The sequence below is a fragment of the Endozoicomonas numazuensis genome (genome assembly GCF_000722635.1).
In the GTDB taxonomy this organism is placed as follows: domain Bacteria; phylum Pseudomonadota; class Gammaproteobacteria; order Pseudomonadales; family Endozoicomonadaceae; genus Endozoicomonas_A; species Endozoicomonas_A numazuensis.
In genome coordinates this window covers 304,976-323,435 of the sequence record NZ_JOKH01000006.1, presented here as the reverse complement: position 1 = coordinate 323,435, position 18,460 = coordinate 304,976, and the positions used below count along the sequence as shown (strand labels likewise).

The window sequence follows — 18,460 nt, the reverse complement described above, 5'->3', positions numbered from 1 at the left end:
ATGGTGAGTGAAACCCTTTATCAAAACTGCAAACGCTCAAAGATGGAAAGGCGGCTTTGGTTGCCCGGATGATCGGAACGGCAGCCTTTTCATCGGTTTCTTTCTCCATGACCCGATGGTTCAGAATAAAACCATACTGGTCTTCAACAATCGCCAAACGGACGCCAAGCTCAACCGGAACACCTGCTTTACCTTTATTGATCCACTCAGTATGCGGCTGAAAGAGCGAGAATACTTTTTCATCATGAGGGATTTTTTCATGGTCGATCAATCGACGTTTAACATGATCCACCTGCCGCTTACCATGATCGATAAACTTCTGGATAGAACTGTATTTATTCGCTGGACATATCGTAATGAACGCCTTGTCCTGAAGTGTTTCTTCAGCTCTGTCAATCAATGCCTGACTGGCATTCAGGTAGTTCTGACAGGCTTGTCGGATTTCCTTGTCCCTTTGAAGTTTTTTGGCAGGATCTTTCGAAGTAGAGTGTCGTAATATCTGTGTAAGCTCCCAATGGATTAAGCAGAGAGAAAGGCTTTATGGTGAAGGTCGACTAACTGATACGCAGATAGAAGAAGACAGATTGAATACTGACTTAAGGTTTGATGCTGTCGACAAGAAACAGCAACGGTTGTCGAATATAATCAGACGACAGAATTAATTCATAGTTATTCTAAAAAAGAATAATTCTTATTCTTTTTTAGAATAAAATGAAATTCTGCCGGCGCTTATTTGTTTTGTACTAATAGGAGTTGCTATGAGAAGCGATGACGATGAACCAGTCTTCAGCCCCATCGAAGCAGAACAGAATCTTGAAATACTTTCTGATTCATTGGAGCATGGTCAAAACTGGGAAAACAGAGTCAAGTCAATGACAGCGGCAAAAATTCTGAGGCATTCCAGATATTCTTTTGAACAGCTTAGAATAAAGTTCGAAAGCCCATCTATAAGTTCTGTTGTGTCTTTCTCTCAAACCATTGATCAAACAGAACTCAAATAAAGTGCAGGGAATTTAGCAAGTCACCATAGGCAGACCCTCACCTATTCCCAAAAGGTTTTGTATTCAGTGAGATACCCGGCATTACGAGTCCCACCCAATTAAACAGGAGTTGCCCCCTACCTACGGACTGTTGCTAGCAGCGTCAGGTGTGGACAGGGGGCAGTCTGCCAAAAAGACAGACGTTTAGCAAATGCTAAACCCAATCCCTTTACTTCACAAATAAAATATGCAACGGCAAGCACACAGTCGTAGGATTGGTGAGAATATATCGTCAGATTGAAAGGATAAGAAAATCAGGAAGGTATAAGGACAGTCTCGTTTGAGTCCCGTCGCTATTTTTTGAAAAGTCCGATTAGGCCGTAAGCCTTGGAAATACTGGTCGGAGCGAGAGGATTCGAACCTCCGACCCCCACAACCCCATTGTGGTGCGCTACCAGGCTGCGCTACGCTCCGACGTGCCGCTCTGTGCGGCGAGGCGTATATTACCTTTCTAATACTGTTTTGCAAGTCTTAGTCTGATTTTCTTCTATAACAACAAGGGATTAGGGTACGAACAAGTCCTATGGATGCTGTGCGAGGAAATGCGGCTCACCCCGAAACATGGAAATGGCTACAGGGTCTGATAGAGCGGCATTTTCATAGAAAATGTTCATTTTTTCGACTTGTCGCACTATAGCCTTACAGACTAATCCAGTAGGATAACGACCTGGATGATCATCACTTATGGGAAACGCTGGTGTTTAAAACAATTAAAACGGTTCTTACTGTCTCTTTTTTACTGGTCGCCAGTCAGGTGATGGCAGAACAAAAAGCAGCCGCGCCGACTAAACCTGCTGTAAGCACTGCTCAGCCTGTAGATGTCATCATGAAAACCAGTAAAGGTGATATGACGATTCGCCTGAACCCAGAGAAGGCGCCTGTCACCGTTAAGAACTTTCTCTCCTATGTAGATAAAGGGTTTTACAAAGGTCTGGTGTTTCATCGGGTGATGCCCGGATTTATGATCCAGGGGGGAGGAATGACGTCAGATATGAGCGAAAAAGCAACAGACGCCCCGATCAAAAATGAGTCAGGTAATGGGCTAAGAAACAGTCGTGGTACGATTGCTATGGCCAGAACCCCTAATCCGGACAGTGCTACCTCTCAGTTCTTTATCAACCTTGTGAATAATGAGTTTCTGAATAATCGTGCAGGCCGTCCGGGTTATGCTGTGTTTGGCGAAGTGATTAAGGGTGACGAGACTATGAATGCTATCGCTGCCGTCAAAACCGGTAACAGGGGACCTCATGCTAATGTTCCGGTTGAATCTGTAACTATTCTGGCAGTTGAAAGAGTTAAAATAGTCCCCACTAAAGAACAGAAATCTAAATAACCATAAGCACCGCTTAGATTGGAATAACCCCAAAGTAATACTGCAGTGCTATGGAGATTAGCCTCATTCTGGCTGGCTCGTTCAGTCAGTCAGATGAGGCACACTATAACTTTCAGGTAACTAAGGCTCCATGAAGCATTGGGCTAAATATTGTCTGTTAATCATGCTGTTACCGGTACTCACTGCCTGTGACACCTTCTGGAATAACAGGCTGGAATTAAAATCGGTTGATCAACCTGTGATGGAAACATTGATACAGGAACAAGACTGGGTACTGGTCGATGTTCGTGATAGTGATTGGTATAACGGTTGGCCTTCGGGAAAAGACCCGGAAGGTGGGCATATTCCCGGCGCCAGGAATTTTGACCTTGCCTGGATGGCGGCTGACCCTGGTCATGTTCAGAATCTCCTGACCAGTAAGGGGATATCCCCTGAGAACAACATTGTGGTCTATGGCCGGGACAAACAGGACGCTCAGGTCGTTGCCCAGTGGCTGGTGGCTGAACAAGGCTTTAAAGAAGAACGTATTCGGGTTTTTGAAAAGGGGTTCTCTTTCTGGTTGACCCAGGGTGGCAAGCCGGACAAATTACCGGGCTATGAAAGACTGGTAACCCCCGAGTGGCTTGATAAGCAACTTAAGGTTAATTCTGATCTGATGGTGCTTGATGTTTCCTGGGGAAAAGGGGCTCGCTATGTGGTTCAGCACATTCCCGGAGCCTTGCATGTTGATACGGGAAGTATCGAATCAGAGCCGCTTTGGAACATTAAAGAGTCTGAGAGGCTGGAGTCAGTGCTGTTGAGGCTGGGTATTACAAAAGAGACCCCCATCGTTGTTTATGGCGATGATATGACAGCTGCTGCAAGAGTTCTGTTTGTTCTACAGTACGCTGGTGTTAAGGATGTACGTCTTTTAAATGGCGGTCTTGATGCCTGGACAGACTCAGGCTTTCCGGTAGAACGAGGTATTAATTCAGCAAGGCCCGTCAGACAGTTTGGCGGCCGTATTCCGGCTGAACCCGATATACTCGTGGATACCGAAGCGGTTGAAAGAATACTGGAAAATGAAAAAGAATATTTAGTGAGTATCCGCACCTGGCGAGAATACATCGGTGCAATCAGTGGTTATCAATACATCCCGACTGCTGGAAGAATTCCCGGAGCTCTGTGGGGCAGGGCAGGGTCTGAAACCTATCGTATGGAAGATTATCTGAACCCTGATAACACTCTCAGAGAGTTTCGTGATCTGGAAGGATACTGGCAGCCATACGGTATTGAAAAACAAGACTCTATCACCTTTTATTGTGGCACTGGCTGGCGCGCCAGTCTGGCCTGGTTTGCGGCCAGTCTCATGAGCTATGACCATGTTGCTGTGTACGACGGCGGATGGATGGAGTGGAGCAGCGATGCTTCCAGACCAGTGGATGCAGGTTAGTGTTACAGGTAGAGTCAATTCTTAAAAAGGCTGCGGACCGTCACCACCGTTCATTCATTGTATTATCAGGCAGTCAGGTTTGGGCACAGAACCATGCTGAGGGTTTGTCTGAAAAAACGCTCTGGCAGGAAACACTTTGGGTGGGTGAGCGTTTTAAAGAAGGTGAGCCTTTTATCTCTGCTACTAAAGCAGTGGGTTGGTTAGGGCGTGAGATCGACTGTATTGTATTTAATGCTTTTTCCGGTTTTGATGTCGATGCCTTTGGACAAATCAGTGGTGCTTTGAAGGGCGGCGGCCTGTTTGTCCTTCTGGTACCGGAGTGGACTGACTGGCCTGACTATTGCGACCCAGACCATAAAAGGTTAGCGGTTTATCCCTTCCAGACTGAGCACATCTCAGGGTTCTATCTTAAAAGACTGGCAGAACTTATAGAGCAGGACACTTCGCTTTCGCTGCTACGTGAGAACAAAGAGGCGTCGTGGCAGCAGGATAACTTCCGCAGTTATGTTTCAGATACCAACATTGAGCCCGTGCAGGCGCCATCATTCAGCGACAGCGCATGTAGAACATCGGATCAATTTCTGGCCGTTGAATCCATACTTCGTGTGGCCAAAGGTCATCGTCGTCGTCCATTAGTGCTGACTGCCGATCGAGGGCGTGGCAAGAGTGCCGCACTGGGTATTGCTGCAGCCCGTTTAATGCAATCCGGTCTCTCACGAATCTGGGTGACTGCTCCTTCCCTGGCTTCTGCTGAAGTGGTGTTCAAAACGGCTGAAACTTTGCTCGAAGGGTGTGAAACCCACCGGGGAAGTTTGCTTTGGGAAGATAAAATACTTGAATTCAAGGCTCCAGATGAGCTTCTGCACTCGGATTGCCATGCTGATTGTGAACTGATGCTGGTGGATGAAGCGGCTGCTATTCCTGTGCCTCTTCTGACGCATTTATTAAAAAAACAGGCCCGTATTGTTTTCTCTTCGACCCGGCATGGATATGAAGGTACAGGCAGGGGCTTTGCGATAAAGTTCAAGTCAACGCTTTGTGAGCTGACACCCAAATGGAAGGGGCTGCATTTAAAGCAACCTATTCGTTGGGCGGAGAATGATCCCTTCGAGAGTTTTGTTTTTAAAGCCTTAATGCTGAATGCAGTGCCGGCCCCTGAAGAGACAATACAGGCCGCTGCTATTCAGCATTGTTTGTTTGAACGGATTAAACCAGCTCAGCTTATTCAGGACGAACCATTACTGAGCGACCTGTTTGGCCTTTTGGTATTAGCCCATTATCGTACACGTCCCCTCGATCTTCGCCATCTTTTAGACGGCCCAAATATAGAAACTTATTGTCTCAGGTATCAAGGGCGTGTTGTTGCCACAGCATTGTTGGCGCTGGAAGGTGGAATAGAAGACAGTTTGCACGAAGCCATTTGGCTCGGGCAAAGAAGAGTGCGAGGCCATCTTATTCCTCAGTCACTCAGTAACCACTGTGGTTTTCCAGAGGCTTCCGGTTTTTCCGGATTGCGAGTGATACGTATAGCGGTGCATCCCTCGTTGCAACGGGCTGGGCTGGGGTCACATCTGTTGAACTGTATTGAAGAAGTGGCCAGGCTCAGAAAACTGGATTATCTCGGGAGCAGCTTTGGTGCAACCTCTGAACTGGCAGCCTTTTGGGGACAGTCGGGATATATTCCTGTTCGTATCGGAATCACCCGGGAGGCAGCCAGTGGCTGTTACTCAATGATGGTGTTGAAGTCACTGAATAAAGACTTTCATGGACTGACACAGGAAATGGTTGATCGTTTTAACTCGGGGTTCCTGATGCAGCTGTCGGGAGCTTTCAGAGAGATGGACTCTGATCTGGTTAGAGAGTTACTGCGTTTTACGCATTCAAATGTTGAAACTGTTTTGGATCAGCGAGATATCATGGATCTGAACTCTTTTGCCTGTTCAGATCGGCTATTCGAAAGTTGTCTTCCAGCGGTTCGATCTCTGCTGTTATCAAAAGTAACGGACGACTCGGCTCCGCATAAAGCAATCAATGGGCTGATTGCAAAGGTGCTACAGGGACATGACTGGTCAGAGATTGCTCGAGCCAATGGCCTGACGGGTAGAAAACAGGCCATTCAGTGGTTAAAACAATGTGTTCAGAGCATTGTTTACTAAGACCCCTTTTTTTGAGGCGTCTTTTTAGCGGACTTCTTTTTTTCCTTGCCGGCTTGTGGAGAGGTGGCATCGTAATTCTGATGTATGCGGTAAGTGATCTCACAGCTGCCATTGGGCAGTGATTTCATAATGGCGTTCACACCGCCCTTGTTTTTTGTCCAGGTAAAGCCACCCTGTTCTTTGATGACCCCCCATTGAGGGTTTTTCTCATTAAAATTTGAGCAGCTGTCACCATAGACTGTGCCTATAACGCTGTAGGCCAGACAGTTGCGACCAAATTTAATAAAAGTGGTGTTTTTCCAGACACTGTCTTTCTCACTGCCCCAGGTGGCCATGATATTGAAACTGCGATCATTGAAATAGCCAGTGGAGGCTACACCATTCCCCTGTTCTGCTAAATCTTTGAATTCCGTAGTGATGGCTGAATCACAGCGATCAAAACCGGCTTTGTGGGCCAGGTCGATCAGATTGGACGCTGCAACCTGTAGGGGTAGTAAGGAGAAGAGCAGGCAAGTCAGACCTTTCCTTGGCATGGAGATGTCCTCTGTGCAATCCGTTGCTGATACCAGGAGTCTCTCGGACTCAAGTCGGTTTAGGCTCGAAAACTTAAGTCCATCAGGCTTCAGACTAACAAGCAATAAGGGGGTTCGGCAATGACTGATAGATTTCATCTATCAAACAGTTAGAAAATACTGATTTCTTATATCATGCCAACCTGTTTATAGTTAGCGGCATAACATTTCTGAATTTAAATTCTGGTTGGAATTAGGGGGATTTTATGGATCGCTTTACCGTTTTTGGTCGTCCTGGCTGTGGTTACTGTGTACGTGCAAAAGAAGTATTGGAAAGCCGCGAGTTGCCCATGCTGTATGTTGATATTCATGCAGAAGGTATTTCCAAGGCAGACCTGGAAAAAACAGTAGGCAAGCCGGTTGAAACCGTGCCTCAGATTTTCCACGGCCAACGATACATTGGTGGATACACTGAGCTGGCTGTTTATCTGAAAGACGAATTAGAAGTAAGCCGTTGACCGACAAACAGTCATGAGCGGGAAATGCGGCTCCCCCTGAGTCATGAAAATGACTACGGGGTCTGATAGAGCTGGATTTTCACAGTAAACAGTTGGCAGGGTATTCGCTAACTCTGCCAACTGATTCGTGTTAACTCTCAAATTTAAGCGTATTTATAAATTCGGGAGTGTGGGTTCTCAGAGATTTTTACCAATCTGGTATCACTGCGGGGAAGTCGCTCTTGTTTTGCTGAAGGATCAAAAGCTCTGATCTTATTGAATTCTGGCAATGGCTGTCCTTTTTCCAGCTGGACAAACACCGGCAGAGGTGTGTTGATCTGACCCGGATACCGTTTTCGCAAATCCTTATCTGCCTTTCGCAGCAGCTCAATGTCTTTCGCCCAGGTTAAGTTGGCGCGAAGATGTGGGCTCAGAATTCTTTTAATAATAACGGTTTCACTGGCGGGCATCTGTTCAAGAATCTGAATATCTTTGTGGATGGCGCTGGACGCCAGATACTTCTTGCGCAGATGATCAATCGCTTCATTGGCAGACAGTTTCACAGAACCACTGTGATGAGCGGCCCAGCTGAAGCCAACTCGTCGGGGTGGGGTCTCAAAGAGTTTCAGTTGACGATAACTCTGGACAAAATGGATGTGGGAAAACTGTAAGCCTCCCAGCATTTTCTCACGTATTTCATCTGAAGTTTCTTCAATGGCTTCGATGCTGTCACCATAGAGTTTTCTGAATTCGGACATAGCCTGTTTGAAGTTTTCTCGTGCTTCGTTGAGCTTTACACCGGTTTGCAGTGTCTCTTTGGAAATACCAACAATGCCGGGGAGTCGAGCTGTTTCCTGTTTGTTCTGCTGGTCGCTATAGATCAATTTCGTGCTGGTCTCAGCCGCCAGGGCGCGATCATCCTTATCTTCGTCCGGAGACTTCATGACCCAGACAGGCAGCAGCTTGTCATCATAGACTTGATCACGAAACTGTCGGTTGACCGTTACCATATAAATCAGGCTATCCCGGACGGCTATCCTGGCCGCCGTTTTCTGACTCATGGTGACAACCTTTCTATACACCAGTCAGACTGTTCTCGACGGTACAGAAAGCGGTCATGCAGCCGGTTGGGGCGCCCCTGCCAGAACTCGATGGAATCTGGAACTATGCGGTAGCCTCCCCAGAAGTCTGGTAGTGGGACTTTGCCTTCCTTGAACTTTCTTTTCATTTCCTCCAGCTTCATTTCCAGTACTTTTCTGCCGGTAATAACGGAGCTTTGCTGAGAAACCCAGGCGCCGAGCTGACTGCCATGGGGACGGCTGGTGAAGTATCTTAAAGAGTCGGACTTGGAGATTTTTTCGGCGCTTCCCCGGACAATGACCTGCCGCTCCAGGGGTATCCAGGGAAACATGATTGCAACATTCGAGTTTTCAGTGATGTCCTGTGCCTTGCGGCTGCTGTAGTTCGTGAAAAAGACAAAACCCTCTGAACTGATATGTTTCAACAATACGGTACGCAGACTGGGTAAACCTTCAGCAGATACTGTGGCCAGGCTCATGGCATTGGGTTCAGGTAGCTGTGCTTCGACGGCCTGCTGAAACCAAAGGTCGAATTGCTGGAATGGGTCGGAGTCTAAAGAATCCAGATCCAGACCTGCCTGGGTATAGTTTTCTCGCAGGTGACTGATGTCCATGTTTGTACTTCGCTGATGTAGTGAATCCATTGTATATGAACCCTTCAGTTCAGTGAAACGCAAGACACTGACAGACTCCTGGGAACAGGCATCATTCATTGAGCGTCAGAATATTGAAGGGACAGACTTATTGAATGATCAATTTATAAAGACTGTCAGAGACTGGTTCAAGTGACTGTAAAAAACAGGAAGGGACTACCTCCTATACTAATTAAAGTTTTGAAGGATTAAAACGGAAGTCAGACTCATGGACCCCATGAAACCCCATACGGTTGAAACACAGATTCCCAGATCTATTCCTGCCAGAGAAGATGAAGCGTCTACTTCTATAAAAGATCGGGTTGTAGACAAGAGTGTTTCTGAGACGGTAAGAGAAAGTCGTACGGCAAAGCACGGAAGGTTTTATCTAAAGGTCGTTCAGCCACTCTGTCTTTATGTACTGAATAAAGCCAGGAATACCTTTGGTGACGCTACTCCGGTCACTCGTCTATCAGATCGAGCTATTGGTTATGTCGGTGGATTATCAGATGCTCAACAAGAGCAGCTGCAAAACTGGGTTGATGCAGCCAGGCCGGAAGAAAAAAGTTCAAGAATGGACGCCGTTGAAAGAGTTGAGCTTTGTGTAGAGCGGGGAGAAAAGACGCTGGATTTAAAAGGTCTTAATTTGACCAGCTTGCCCAATACGGTAGGTGATTTGACTTGGTTGAACGTTCTCAGTTGCGAAGAAAATGAATTGTCAGAACTTCCAGAATCGATATCAAAGTTGACCCGGTTAAGAGAACTTTACTGCAAGAAAAATTGTTTAAAAAAGCTACCTGACAGCGTCACTGTACCTGGAATGAAAAAACTGGAAGTGTTACAGCTCAGTGATAATCAGCTGGAATCTCTACCGGCAGAGATCGGCAATTTGAAGCACCTGGAGGTGCTTGATTGTTTTGGCAATCGTTTTCAAACATTCCCCCGTGAAATATTTGAATGTAAGCATCTCGTTGAAGTCTATCTGGGCCGTAATAGCATTGCAGAAGTGCCTTCGGGATTAAGCAAGTTACGACATCTTCGAAAACTGACTCTTGCTTATAACCGACTTCAGGCAGTACCGGATCAGCTTACTGAAATAAAGAATAAGAATAATCTTTCATGCCAGGTATTTTTACAAGGCAATGCTTTTGTCGCCGAAGATTTACTGGAATGGAAAAAGACTCATCCATTACATCCAACCTTATCTCTCCTTGCCTCAAAACGTATGAGCGTTGGGATGGCAGAAAACTATTCTCTGGAGCAGAACATGCAGAACTGGTTTTCAATGGCGGGAGAGTTGATGCCAGATGATTTACTTGCCGCATTTGAAGACTCTTCTAACAGCAATGCAATCACTCTTCATCTACAAAAGCTGGTGGGTACCAGGGATTATAAAGAAGGTAAGTTTACGGAAGCACGGGCGATGGCTCGCAGGGTGACAGGCTTATTAAAAACAATGGCTGAAGACAAAGACATTATGAGTGTTTGTATTGCAGCCTCTGTTGAAGCAGTTTCCAGTTGTCAGGATAGAGCTTTGTTGGGACTTAATGATATGGAGCTGGCCGCTAAAATTGTTAGAGCCGAGAAAAAAGGGGGGGTGTCAGAGTTAGTGAAACTGCAAAGGGATCTTTATGTTAAAAAGCTGGTTGAACAACTGGCCGATGATCGGTTTGCAGATATTGAAAGGGAATATAAGGCAGATATAGAGTCTGGTAAGCCTCTTACAAAAGAGCAGCGGAGAAAGCCTGATCAGATTGAAGTGAGGTTGGCTTATTTGTTGGGGTTACAGGCAGTATTGGATCTACCTATTGAGTCAGGTCAGCAAATGAAATGGGGGTGGTACTCCCGGATCACCAAAGAAGACATTGCCAAAGCTTGTGACGATGTAACCAATAAGCTAGCCGCAAGAACTGAGCAGCAGGTCATAGATGACTTACTGGAGTGGAAGGTTTTTGTTGATAAACTGGATGGGGATTACTTTGGTTATATTCAGGACATCGGCGACAAATATGTAGAATTGTTAACGGATGAGTACGACAATCTTAATGAGCACGAGTTTAATATCTTTTCAAAACTGCTGGCTCAGCAGCAAGAGTTAGAAAAAAAGGAATTTCTGCGTGAGGCAGCTGTAAAAGTAGTAAAGGGAGAGCCTTTACCGACTAGAACGAAAGAACAGTACTTATCTGAATTATAAAGACACTTCCAGCCCGTCAACATTATCTTGTCTTTCTATTGATTGCTTTCAATTCATTTTGAAGGCAACCAATAGAAGGGCGACATGATTTACTTAGCCCAGTAACTTTCTTCCAGAGAATCTTCTCTTTCTGGTAAAGATCTTGAGAGCCTGGGTGAACTCTGTGCCAGTACTTCATAGCTGACCCTGTTCGCATACTTACAAATTTGTGAGAACGACGAATAGGTCAGCCAGGTTCGGTTATGCTTACCCGATGTGGGTAATACCTGCTGGTGGAAAGCATTAGCCGCCATATCATGAATGACTGCAGCCAAAGCACCATCACCGGCACCGTTGGTATTTTTGATTTTTTCAGGTCCGCCCATGTATGGATTGATGTGAGAGTAAACCTTCATAGGGTGATCGCAGCTTGCTTTAAGCAATGGGCGGCTGAACTCATACCGATTAAAGTCACTGATGCCAGCTGACAGAATGGGGTTGTCGGTGACTCTTGCCAGTTCTGTTTCGGTATGTCCCGCAACATAAAGGCCGTCCGGCCCTGCTGTCAGAAGGATCATATCAGCCAGGTCAAGTGCAACTTCACAGGCCAGAAGAGGGTCTTTATGGCCGGTCAGGGAAGCCGCTTCGTCTTCATTCATGGCCAGCACAGTGACATACTTTTCGATGAAGGCGGTCAGGGAGTCTTTGATGGCATCGACCAGTCCTGCTGTCCCCAGTGTCAGAACAACCGGAACCTGGTGCTTGCAGGCCAGTTCAGCGGCTTTCAGGGTCGCGTTATAAATAGGCAGACTGGCATCACCCAAAGTATATGCACACAGCATCAGGGCAGAGCTGTTTTGAATGACTTCTTCAGAGATATACTCAGGCGTCAGAGCGTTCATCAATCCGGGGCTAATGCCAAAAGTACGCTCACCATCAGGCGTAATCAGGGTATAGCAGCGCCCAATAGGCCCTTCGACAGGCTGCAAATAGGATAGATCTACCTTGGAGCTGGTATTGCAAAGGTATCCGTAGGCATAGTCGCCCACAGCAATGTTCTGGCTCATGACTCCAAACTGTACTGAGCGGTCATCCGCCAGAATGGAGTAATTGTGAAGCGTGTTGCCAATAGTGCCACCGGCATATTGACTGTCGATCAGATCATAACCTTGCAGAAACTGATACAAACGGCTGGCCGTTTCATTGCTCATCAGCTGAGACATGGCTTTGTTCAAGCCAAAGTCTGCTAAAACGGATTCATCAACATGGGCATAAATATCCACGATGTTTTGATCAATGCCACAGACGAAGGTGTGGGCATGCCCAAAGGTCATGCTTTCCCGGTCAAACCGGTTGTCAGCATTGACTGGGAAGTAGTGCTTAATTTTACGACGGCCAGGAAACTTCATTTCAGCAGGAAGATTAATTCAGGAGGCGGCGGATTATTCACCAAAACAACCGGAAATGCTATGGGTATATCCCGGAGGTGACAGAGTTAAAGGCGGTAGCAAGATGTTTGGGAATACAAACCCATCGGGCAGTAGGTCAATAGTGAAAATTCTTTGCAACCCCGCTGGGCGATAGAGTGTTTCTAACCTTCATGGCGGTTTAATGCTCGAATCTGTAATCCTTTTTATGGTACAAGTGTAAATAGATCATGACTGCTACTTTTATATTCTGGTTTCAAAACTTTTGAATAATAAAAAAATAAGCACAAACGCATGCACTTTCTGTGCAAACAGTAAAAGAACGGTAAATAGGATACCTATATCCTTGATAATTAGCCTTATTTGCAGAAAGTATTCAGTCGTGATCAAGGCCTTTTTAAGGTGTGGAATTTTTTATGACATTAAAACGCATGTCTCTGATTGCCGGGATGCTGGCAACGGTACTGGTAAGTGGGTGTACAGTGACAGCTGAACGGAATGCAATGGATAACAGCCAGGTGGTGGTGAAAAGTCCAGCTGACGACAGGGATTACCGTTTTGTCGAGCTGGATAATGGTCTTAAGGCCCTGCTGATCTCGGATCCGGATACGGACAAGGCGGCAGCGGCTGTGGATGTTAAGGTGGGCAGCTTCCAAGATCCTGATAACCGTCTGGGTCTGGCACACTTTCTGGAGCATATGTTATTTCTGGGAAATGAAAAGTACCCGGAAGTGGACGGATATTTTGAGTACATCCGTGCTCATGGCGGCAGTGCCAACGCCTACACAGCCAATACACGGACAAACTATTACTTTGATATCAACAGTGACAAGCTGAAACCGGCGCTTGATCAACTGGCGCAGTTTTTTGTTTCACCAACGCTGGACCCTGCCTATGTGGACAGGGAGCGAAATGCGGTTGACTCTGAATATAAATTACATGCCAAAGAAGATGGCTGGCGTTTGTTGACGGCGCAGAATGTTACTTCGAATCCAGCTCATCCTCGTAGCCGTTTTAATATTGGCAGCCTGGAAACGCTTTCTAATGACGATGGCCAGTCTTTGTGGAATGATCTTAAATCGTTCTACGATCAATATTATGTGGCTGAGAATATCGGGGTGGTCATTTATGGCAAGGAATCGCCTGATGTTCTGGAGAGTTGGCTGAAGGAATCTTTTGCCGGAGTGCCAGAAGGTAAGTCACCCGATACTCATATTGGTCTTCCACCCTATACCCCCGAGCAACTGGGTGTTCGCATTAATCTGGTGCCTTTAAAAGACACTCGTGTGCTTTCTCTGAGCTTCCCTGTGCCCAGCCAGTATGAAAATTACCGTAAGAAGCCTCTGGGCTATCTTGCGAGAGTCATTGGTTATGAAGGCGAGGGCAGTCTGCACAGTTATCTGAAAGAGCGTGGGCTGATTGAATCGCTGGCGTCTTACTCCAGTGATGTACCTGGAGAGTTCAGTGAGTTTTCAGTCCGTATGGAGTTGACCCCTAAAGGTCTGGAACAGGTTGATGAGATCACGGCTGAGGTATTTGATTATCTGGACTTGATTCGTAAACAGGGTCTTGAGCCCTGGATATACGAAGAAAGTCGCTTGGTTGCTGATCTTGGGTTCCGTTATCAGGAAGATGCCAATCCACAACAAACCGCGTCAGGGCTTGCTACCCGTATTCATGATATCCCTGCTGCAGATATTTTAAGGGCAAACTACCTGTTCGAGGATTTTGATCCCGATCTGATCAGTGAGCTGCTTAATCAAATGACCCCCTCGAACATGAGGCAGGTTGTGATTGCCAGAGAGCTGGATACAGATCAGGTCGAGCCTTATTTCAAGACCCGGTACAGCATCAAACCTTTGCCTGATACTTTAGTGAAAAGACTTTCATCTCCGCGCGTTCATGCAGAAATGACGATACCCAAACGCAATGATTTTATTGCCCGGGATCTGGAGCAGAGAAAAAGCAGTCCTGACGATGTGCCTCAGGTGCTGTTGGAAGAACCGGGCTTTAAAGTCTGGAGTATGACAGACAGTAGCTTTGAAGTCCCCCGAGCCAATGTGCGGATCAAGGTTTCTACAGAAAAAGCATCCAGAACAGAAGACGATGTGATTCAACTGCAACTCTATCGCACTCTGTTATCCCGCAGCCTGAACGAGTATGGCTATCCAGCCAAAGAGGCCGGTTTGAACTATGGTCTGAATTCAGGGCGTGAAGGTTTGACTATCACTCTGTCTGGGTATCAGGACAAGCAGGGGCTGCTGTTGGAAGATATTCTCAAAGCCATCAAGCAGTTTAACCCTGACAAGGCTGAATTTGATCAGGAGAAGGCTTTACTGATCAGAAGGGTCAAGAACAAGCAGTTTCAGCCCCCTTATCGGTTGGGTATGGACCGTTTGAGTCAGGATCTCTATCCAAACTACCGTAATGATCAGGTTTTATTGGCAGCAGCTGAAAAGGTCAAACTGAGTGATGTTAAACAGTATGCCAAAGACTTCTATCGCTCTATCTTCATTGAAATGCTGGTTCATGGGAATCACAGCGCTGAAGAAAGCATGAAACTTGCTGAGCTGGTGGATAAAGCCTTACTGACCGAAGAAAATCGTGGTAGTCAGTTCAAACAACCTTTCAATTTGTTGAAAGAGAAGAACAGAACTATCAAGGCAGATTTTAACCATAACGATTCGCTGTATATCAGTTATTTCCAGCGCCCTGATACGGATGACCGGGATCGTGCCGTCTACTCTTTGCTTGGCAGATTAATGGCGACACCGTTTTTCAATCAGCTGAGAACTGAGCAGCAGTTGGGTTATATTGTGTTCGCCGGGGCTCGCCCTATCGAGCGTCATCCGGGATTGATCTTTGTCGTTCAGTCTCCCGTTCTGGGGCCTGAGGGTATTGAGAAAAAGGTGGCTGAATTCTTGCAGGGTCAGAAAGAAAGAATGAAATCACTGACGGATGAAGAATTAGCTCAATACCGTCAGGGGTTGCTGGGTGACCTTCTCAAGAAAGATGCAAACCTTGATGAGCGCAGTTCCCGCTTTTGGCAGTCCCTGGATGGTAAGGAAACCGGCTTCCAATACCGTAAGCAAATTGCTGATGAGGTAGAAACCGTTTCCGTTGAAGAGATACAACAGGCATTGAGTGATGTGCTTGAAGACAAGGGCAGACTAACTGTTGAATCAGTAGGTAAGACGCAGGCAGTTAGCAAAAACTGATTTATCATTTGCATCTTAATGAAGGCCGGGAGAAATCCCGGTTTTTTTATACGTGTACGAAATGTATCCCGTAAAAGCAGGCGTTGTTACCGGGAAGCAACAATAAGTAACACTATTTTGTATAACTTTGCTATTAGTTAGTGACAACTTGAAATTAACGGATAGCGGCGGTAGTTGATGGAAATGTTATTGCAGCAAATTACAGGGGTTCAGTCACCCCAGCGGGCGGTGCTGTTCTGGTTAAGTTTGCTCTGTATTGTCCTGATTACTGCTGGTTGTACCGGCCACCTGCCAGCAGGTATGGCTGGATTGATTCCTTTTGTGATGGCTCTGGGCGGAGTGCTGAACGCTTTGGGAGAGCGTCTTGGCTGGATCCGGGATTACCTGGGGGGAGGGCCAATTGTTGTGATTTTTGGCTCCAGCCTGATGGTAGCCACGGGTATTATTCCTGCCAATATCAGTTCTGATGTCACTGAGTTTGTTCGAAATCAGGGTTTTCTTGCCTTGTTTATTTCCGGTCTTATTACCGGAAGCCTGTTCGGTATGGACCGACAGCTGTTGCTAAGATCTGCTCTCTGGTATTTACCTGTCATTCTGGGTGGTGTTTCAGGTGCTCTGATTCTGGTTGGACTGGTTGGAATGCTGGTCGGAAGTGGTTTTATTGAAGCCGTATTCTATGTCGGTCTGCCTATCATGGGCGGTGGTATGGGGGCAGGGGCAGTACCACTGGCAGAGATTTTTGCCAATATTCTGAATTCAGATGCTTCAAGTGTATTGTCTAAAATGGTTCCGGCCGTTGTCCTGGGGAATCTGGTGGCCATTATTGCTGCCGGTATGCTGGAAAAAATAGGTAAGGTTAGTCCAGGTTTGACAGGCAATGGAAAATTGATGAAGAGCCAGAAGGGCATTAGAGATGATGAGAAAGTAGAGCAGATCCCGGAGCTGGCGAAGATGGGAACTGGTTTGTTTGTGGCGACCAGTTTCTATGTCATGGGGTATTTGTTAAGTCTGGTGATTTCCCTGCATCCTTACGCATTAATGATTCTGTGTGTTGGCCTGGTAAAGGCACTGGGAGTAATGCCCTCACGGTTTGAAGAGGGAGCAGCATTGTGGGGTGATTTTATGGTGATGTCCCTGACACCGGCTTTACTGGCCTGCATTGGTGTAGGTTTTACGGACCTTCATCAGGTTGCAGAAGTGATTTCAGTCCAATATTTCATTCTGGTGGTGACTACCGTGGTGGGTGCCATACTGGGAGCGGGTCTGGCCGGAAAGATGCTGGGCTTTTACCCCATAGAGGCATCGGTAACGGCAGGCCTCTGTATGGCTAATATGGGGGGGACCGGCGATGTGGCTGTATTATCAGCCAGTCGTCGTATGCATCTCATGCCCTATGCTCAGGTCTCTTCAAGAATTGGTGGTGCTTTTGTTTTGCTTTTGGCAACAGCGCTGTTGGGATTGATGTAGTCCATCCGGAACAGGTGCGTCTGCATGCCAGGCGTTATTCTGAAGGCCGTCTATACCCACCACCCTTGAAGATGTGAGGTTGTTGGCTGCGCTCCCTCATCCCGGTCATCTGCTTCTTGCAGGCATGTGGGGTTTCGCGAGCTGCCGCCTGGTAGCATCTTGAAATCCAATGGGTATAGGATTGCGGGTTGAGTTTGAAATGCCCACGTTGCTCTCATATAGTTAGTGGTCACTGAATGGAATAAATACTTATCCAGTGACCCTGGGTAAGCACAGGATAACGATTGAGCGGTTTATCGCCGGTCATGGCAGGAGAAGAAGAAATGACCGAAAAGGTTCTATTCGACAGGCTCGATACAGTGTCCGGACATCAATTGGGTGTCATCACACTGAATGCTGAACGAAGCCTTAATTCCCTCGATAAGAAAATGGTCGACAGTCTCTATGACCAGCTGACCCTCTGGCAGGATGACGAGAACATCGTTTGTATTTTTCTTCAGGCTGCTGGAGAAAAAGCATTTTGTGCAGGTGGTGATGTTCGTTCTCTCAGGCAGAGCGTTATTGATGGAGATACAAGCGCACCAGGGCAATTTTTTGAAAAAGAATACCGTCTGGATTATCTGATTCATACTTATCGTAAACCCGTCATATGTTGGGGCAACGGCGTCATTATGGGCGGGGGCTTTGGTCTGATGGCCGGCGCTGATTTTCGTGTCGTGACGGATACTTCTATAATGGCCATGCCTGAGATTACGATCGGTCTTTATCCTGATGTAGGTGGCTCATGGGTTCTTAATCGACTACCTGCCAGAATTGGCCTTTTTATGGCTTTGACAGGTTGTCGTCTAAACCCGGCCGATGCCATGTATCTGGGGTTGGCCAATCGGTTTATTGACCATGCTTTCAGAAAAAATGTGATTGAGTCTCTTCAGGAGGCAGACTGGTCCGGTGATCACTATCAGGCCACTTTTGATGTTGTTCAACATTATTCAGATAACAGTGCTGGCTGGTTGCCCTACTCAAAAATCAGAGAGCATCGTGATCAGATTGCCCGCATGATGGAGAAGCCCACGCTCTCCGCAATCATTGGCGATCTGAAAGCACTGCAAACAGAAGACAGTTGGCTGGAACAAGCAAAAAATATTGCCCTGACAGGTTCGGCTTTGTCTGCGGTCTTAGCTTATGAGCAACTGAAGAGGAGTCGATATGACTCTCTCAAAGAAGTCTTTCAAAATGAATTAATACTTTCTATTAATTGCGTATTGAAAGGTGATTTGCAGGAAGGCGTCAGGGCGCTTCTGGTTGATAAGGATAATCAGCCACAGTGGACTTATTCGGTCATAGAAGATGTTCCTCAGGAGAAGGTTTCAGAAATGTTCACACCGCCTTGGGGAGAGTCAGCTAATCCTCTTTCCAATCTCTGATTTCTTTTGAAAGCTCAAAGGGAATTGAGCTAAAAACAAGAAAAGATAAGAAGGGATTTTTAGGAAAGGC

The 18,460-nt window shown here is 46.5% G+C and carries 13 protein-coding genes, 1 tRNA gene and 1 pseudogene; 9 read left to right on the top strand and 6 right to left on the bottom strand.

The annotated features are described in order from the left end of the window. Nucleotides 1-502, bottom strand: a pseudogene (locus tag GZ78_RS22215) (ISNCY family transposase); the annotation flags it as partial. A 256-nt stretch (nt 503-758) separates the two neighbouring features. Here GZ78_RS22215 and GZ78_RS22210 point away from each other — a divergent pair. Next, nucleotides 759-1,001 carry a hypothetical protein gene (locus GZ78_RS22210; protein WP_034841048.1) on the top strand — a complete coding sequence of 81 codons (243 nt, stop codon included), beginning with the start codon at nt 759-761 and terminating at the stop codon, nt 999-1,001. 376 nt (nt 1,002-1,377) lie between these two features. On the opposite strand, the gene GZ78_RS22205 is transcribed toward GZ78_RS22210, so the two are convergent. Next, nucleotides 1,378-1,454, bottom strand: a tRNA-Pro gene (locus tag GZ78_RS22205). Between the two features lie 283 nt (nt 1,455-1,737). Between GZ78_RS22205 and GZ78_RS22200 the strand changes: the two genes are divergently transcribed. The 3 genes from GZ78_RS22200 to GZ78_RS22190 all read left to right on the top strand — a co-directional run bounded on the left by GZ78_RS22200 (nt 1,738) and on the right by GZ78_RS22190 (nt 5,961). Continuing rightward, nucleotides 1,738-2,373 carry a peptidylprolyl isomerase gene (locus tag GZ78_RS22200; RefSeq protein ID WP_236631653.1) on the top strand — a complete coding sequence of 212 codons (636 nt, stop codon included), beginning with the start codon at nt 1,738-1,740 and terminating at the stop codon, nt 2,371-2,373. Between the two features lie 130 nt (nt 2,374-2,503). Then, entirely contained in the window at nt 2,504-3,805 is a 1,302-nt protein-coding gene (locus tag GZ78_RS22195) for a sulfurtransferase (protein WP_051786448.1), read from the top strand. Further along, nucleotides 3,805-5,961, top strand: coding sequence for a tRNA(Met) cytidine acetyltransferase TmcA (locus GZ78_RS22190; RefSeq protein WP_161787462.1), 2,157 nt, complete (start codon nt 3,805-3,807; stop codon nt 5,959-5,961). Before GZ78_RS22195 ends, GZ78_RS22190 begins: the two co-directional genes overlap by 1 nt. Here GZ78_RS22190 and GZ78_RS22185 read toward each other — a convergent pair. Continuing rightward, the gene (locus tag GZ78_RS22185; RefSeq protein ID WP_034841045.1) at nt 5,958-6,494 is read right to left on the bottom strand and encodes a hypothetical protein; all 537 of its coding nucleotides are present in this window, start codon (nt 6,492-6,494) and stop codon (nt 5,958-5,960) included. The genes GZ78_RS22190 and GZ78_RS22185 overlap by 4 nt on opposite strands. A gap of 245 nt (nt 6,495-6,739) precedes the next feature. On the opposite strand from GZ78_RS22185, the gene GZ78_RS22180 reads away from it, so the two are divergent. Beyond that, nucleotides 6,740-6,991: a GrxA family glutaredoxin gene (locus tag GZ78_RS22180; RefSeq protein ID WP_034841042.1), complete on the top strand. Its 252-nt coding sequence runs from the start codon at nt 6,740-6,742 to the stop codon at nt 6,989-6,991. 143 nt (nt 6,992-7,134) lie between these two features. Here GZ78_RS22180 and GZ78_RS22175 read toward each other — a convergent pair whose 3' ends face one another. After that, on the bottom strand, nt 7,135-8,031 hold the full coding sequence (locus tag GZ78_RS22175) for a DNA replication terminus site-binding protein (RefSeq protein WP_034841038.1): 897 nt from the start codon (nt 8,029-8,031) through the stop codon (nt 7,135-7,137). Then, on the bottom strand, nt 8,028-8,693 hold the full coding sequence (gene pdxH / locus GZ78_RS22170; RefSeq protein ID WP_236631652.1) for a pyridoxamine 5'-phosphate oxidase: 666 nt from the start codon (nt 8,691-8,693) through the stop codon (nt 8,028-8,030). Before pdxH ends, GZ78_RS22175 begins: the two co-directional genes overlap by 4 nt. A gap of 217 nt (nt 8,694-8,910) precedes the next feature. On the opposite strand from pdxH, the gene GZ78_RS27815 reads away from it, so the two are divergent. Further along, the gene (locus GZ78_RS27815) at nt 8,911-10,875 is read left to right on the top strand and encodes a leucine-rich repeat domain-containing protein (RefSeq protein WP_051786446.1); all 1,965 of its coding nucleotides are present in this window, start codon (nt 8,911-8,913) and stop codon (nt 10,873-10,875) included. An 89-nt stretch (nt 10,876-10,964) separates the two neighbouring features. Here GZ78_RS27815 and GZ78_RS22160 read toward each other — a convergent pair whose 3' ends face one another. Next, nucleotides 10,965-12,263, bottom strand: a complete 1,299-nt coding sequence (locus GZ78_RS22160; protein WP_034841035.1) for an inosine/guanosine kinase — start codon at nt 12,261-12,263, stop codon at nt 10,965-10,967. Nucleotides 12,264-12,697: 434 nt separating this feature from the next. On the opposite strand from GZ78_RS22160, the gene GZ78_RS22155 reads away from it, so the two are divergent. The 3 genes from GZ78_RS22155 to GZ78_RS22145 all read left to right on the top strand — a co-directional run bounded on the left by GZ78_RS22155 (nt 12,698) and on the right by GZ78_RS22145 (nt 18,390). Next, nucleotides 12,698-15,499: an insulinase family protein gene (locus GZ78_RS22155; protein ID WP_081869990.1), complete on the top strand. Its 2,802-nt coding sequence runs from the start codon at nt 12,698-12,700 to the stop codon at nt 15,497-15,499. 189 nt (nt 15,500-15,688) lie between these two features. Next, nucleotides 15,689-16,966: a 2-hydroxycarboxylate transporter family protein gene (locus GZ78_RS22150; protein ID WP_236631651.1), complete on the top strand. Its 1,278-nt coding sequence runs from the start codon at nt 15,689-15,691 to the stop codon at nt 16,964-16,966. 284 nt (nt 16,967-17,250) lie between these two features. Continuing rightward, on the top strand, nt 17,251-18,390 hold the full coding sequence (locus GZ78_RS22145; RefSeq protein WP_201772778.1) for an enoyl-CoA hydratase/isomerase family protein: 1,140 nt from the start codon (nt 17,251-17,253) through the stop codon (nt 18,388-18,390). Nucleotides 18,391-18,460: the final 70 nt, after the last annotated feature.